The following is a 389-nucleotide window of genomic DNA, read 5'->3' on the forward strand; positions in this document are numbered from 1 at the left end:
GACGGTTTTGAACTCGCCTTCCTCTCGCACTACATCAAGGAGCTGGGCTTCAGCCCGGCGCAGGCCTCTTTCGCCTTCACCCTCTACGGCCTCGCCGCTGCCCTCTCGGCCTGGGTCTCCGGCGTGGTCGCGGAAATCATCACCCCGCGTAAAACCATGTTTATCGGTTTTGTGCTGTGGTGCGTGTTCCACGTTCTGTTCCTCGTCTTCGGCCTCGGCCGCGCCAACTACGCCTTAATCCTGCTGTTTTACGGTATCCGCGGCCTGGCCTATCCGCTGTTCCTCTATTCGTTTATCGTCGCCATTATCCATAACGTCCGCAGCGACAGCTCCAGCTCGGCGCTGGGCTGGTTCTGGGCGGTCTACTCCGTCGGTATCGGCGTGTTCGG

At 60.4% G+C, this 389-nt stretch carries 1 protein-coding gene; it reads left to right on the forward strand.

Features of this window, described 5'->3' with window-relative positions:
- Positions 1 to 389 (forward strand): MFS transporter (locus tag PGR09_RS24545; RefSeq protein ID WP_430916586.1); only part of this gene is annotated, 389 nt, incomplete at both ends.

The sequence above is a fragment of the Klebsiella sp. 141251 genome (genome assembly GCF_050600725.1).
GTDB lineage: Bacteria > Pseudomonadota > Gammaproteobacteria > Enterobacterales > Enterobacteriaceae > Klebsiella > Klebsiella aerogenes.